This is a genomic window from Draconibacterium sp. (assembly GCF_041583095.1).
GTDB lineage: Bacteria > Bacteroidota > Bacteroidia > Bacteroidales > Prolixibacteraceae > Draconibacterium.
In genome coordinates this window covers 1-3,086 of record NZ_JBFHGM010000407.1, presented here as the reverse complement: position 1 = coordinate 3,086, position 3,086 = coordinate 1, and the positions used below count along the sequence as shown (strand labels likewise).

3 protein-coding genes are annotated in these 3,086 nt (G+C 40.7%); all 3 read left to right on the top strand.

What is annotated here, in order from left to right; all coding sequences use genetic code 11:
• The coding region (locus ABZB17_RS21865; RefSeq protein ID WP_372653673.1) for a heavy metal translocating P-type ATPase at window positions 1-1,646 on the top strand (1,646 nt) is incomplete at its 5' end.
• Between the two features lie 106 nt (window positions 1,647-1,752).
• Window positions 1,753-2,499, top strand: a complete 747-nt coding sequence (locus ABZB17_RS21860) for a glycosyltransferase family 2 protein (RefSeq protein WP_372653670.1) — start codon at window positions 1,753-1,755, stop codon at window positions 2,497-2,499.
• 9 nt (window positions 2,500-2,508) lie between these two features.
• Window positions 2,509-3,086: hypothetical protein (locus ABZB17_RS21855; protein ID WP_372653668.1), on the top strand; the 578-nt coding region annotated here is incomplete at its 3' end.

Below are 3,086 nucleotides of genomic sequence, written 5' to 3'. Positions count from 1 at the left end.
TGTTTCTGGTAACCAGTTACGAGGTAATTTTTACCGGTGGGCCGGGTTACAGCGACAGTTTATCGGGCCTCATCTTTTTCCTGCTGGTAGGAAAATGGTACCAAAGCAAAACCTACGAAGCGCTTTCGTTCGACCGGAATTACAAATCGTATTTCCCGATTGCGGTTACCAAAATCAATAAACAAATTGAAGAGAGCATTCTGATTGAAAAGATTGAAGTGGATGATGAACTGATCATCCGCAACAAAGAGCTTGTTCCTGCCGATGCGGAACTGGTTGACGGAGAAGGCCGAATCGACTATAGTTTTGTTACCGGCGAATCGACACCTATTGTTAAAAAGCCCGGCGACTTTATTTACGCCGGCGGACGACAAATGGGTGGAATCATACGCATCAAGGTAAAAAAGGAGGTGAATCAAAGTCACCTCACCAAACTTTGGAACCAGGATAAATCGTACGAAAAACCCAGCGACTCATTAAAAACACTGTCCGACCGGATTAGCCAATATTTTACTTTGATTGTAATTGCCATCGCCATTTTCGGCTTTACTTTTTGGGCACTTCGGGGAGAATATCACACGGCTATTTTTGTTTTTACTGCCGTATTAATTGTTGCCTGTCCGTGTGCATTGGCGCTTTCCATTCCGTTTACCTTTGGAAACACCATGCGTATTTTTGGCAAGCGGGGACTATACATTAAAAACACTGATGTCATTGAAAAGCTTTCGCACATCAACAGCATCGTTTTTGATAAAACGGGCACTTTAACCCAGCCCAACCAAAACAAAGTGGTGTATTCAGGCACTGAACTTTCGGCAGCGGAAAAAGAAGCTGTTTTTTCGCTTACACGTCAATCGACACACCCGTTGAGTACTGCACTTTCGCAATCATTCAACGGATCGGCATACCATAATCCGGAGCATTTTGTAGAAGTTGCCGGTCGCGGAATTTTTGGGAAAGTAAACGACTTGAATCTGCGGATCGGGTCGGAAGAATATGTTTCGAACGCACCTACCACCGAAAAGAAAAAAACATCGGTTGTATATGTGGCCATAGAAGATGAACTGAAAGGCCATTTTACCATTAGCAACCGATACCGCTCAGGTTTTAGGAACGTATTAAGTTCGTTGAAACAAGGTTTTAACCTTTTTCTTATTTCGGGCGATAACGATGCTGAAGCTGAAAACCTCTCGTCATTTTTTGATCGTGAACACATGCTTTTCAACCAAAAACCCGGCGATAAAGCAGCGTTTATAAAATCGCAACAAGAGAAAGGAAATACGGTGCTTATGACCGGTGATGGACTAAACGATGCCGGCGCACTAATGCAAAGCGATGTAGCCTTAACCATTGCCGATAAAGTTTACCACTTCTCACCGGCCAGCGACGCCGTTCTGGAAGCCGAACAATTTAATCAGCTGGCTAATTTTATCCGCTTCACCAAAACTTCGCTGAAGATCGTAAAACTCAGCTTCATTATTTCATTTTGCTACAATATTATCGGAATTGCCTTTGCCCTCAGCGGAAATCTTTCGCCGGTGGTAGCGGCCATTTTAATGCCCATTTCATCGGTTTCGGTAGTTGCTTTTGCAACTTTTGCAACACGCCTGGCCGGTAGAATTAAATTGCGCAAAATCCTGGCATAAGGCTTCAAAACAAGTAGCTGATAAATAACGAGGCAAACTAAACTTGGCGATTAACAATAAAATCTGCCAACTCTTTTTATTTTTATAGGGTAAAACTATAAACCGAATGATTAACAACAAAAAAGTGGTGGTGGTTCTTCCTGCCTACAATGCTGCCAAAACACTTGAAATTACCTATAAGGAAATTGATTTCAATATTGTTGACGACGTAATTCTGGTAGATGATATGAGCAACGACGACACCGTTGAAGTTGGTAAAAAACTCGGTATTAAACACATTGTGGTTCACGAGCAAAACAAAGGTTATGGCGGAAACCAAAAATCGTGTTACAACAAAGCACTGGAAATTGGAGCTGATATTGTAATTATGCTTCACCCGGATTATCAGTACACCCCAAAGTTAATTCCCGCGATGGCTAATTTGATTGGGAATGAATTATACCATGTAGTTTTGGGGTCAAGGATTTTAGGAACGGGAGCCCTAAAAGGCGGCATGCCTTTGATCAAATACATTGCCAACCGCTTCCTTACTTTTATTGAGAATATTCTTCTTAATGCAAAACTTTCAGAATATCACACCGGTTACCGGGCATTTTCGCGCGAAATACTGGAAACGATAAACTACAATGCCAATTCCGATAATTTTGTATTCGATAACCAAATGCTGGCCCAGGCCTGGTATGCCGGTTACGAAATTGCCGAAATCACCTGCCCTACGAAATATTTCGCTGATGCTTCATCAATCAGCATTAAAAACAGTACGATTTATGCCATTGGTGTGTTAAGAACCGCGTGCCAATATCGTTTGCAAAAGTGGGGTTTGCTTAAGAACAAAATTTTTAATCATAAGTAGCAAGAGAAAATGAGAATTTTTGATCTTGGATTTCTTGATAGTCCGTCAGAAAACAGATTTGTAGCAACTTTATACAAGGTTTTGATTGTGGTTCTGTTTGCTTTTATCCTTCAGTCTGCATTTTTAAGGAATATGCAGAACTATACTGATCATGATGACAATCCATATAATGCAGGGGCCAAGGTAACAGCCGAAGAAGGACTAATTCCCTACAAAGATTATCGGTTGATACACATGCCCTACTATGTTTTTACATACGCCTTAATTCTTGAGTTTACACCATCGCTTACATTAAGTGCAAGAATTATTAGCCTGGCATCGTTTTTTACTATGCTTGTACTTATTTTTTATTCTATACAAAACTCACTAAATCGTAAAAACCAAATATTCAGATTCATTGTTGGAGCTTCTGCTCTATTATTTATAATGTACAATCCTTTTGTACAATATGCCTTTGCACGATTTACCTACGACTTCCCATTATTGCTTTCAATGCTGTCATTTTTAGTGCTTACATCAACCGACAGAAGCAGACGTCTATCGATAAAAGCAGCAATTAGTGGATTGTTGTTGGGAGTTGCAGTTGG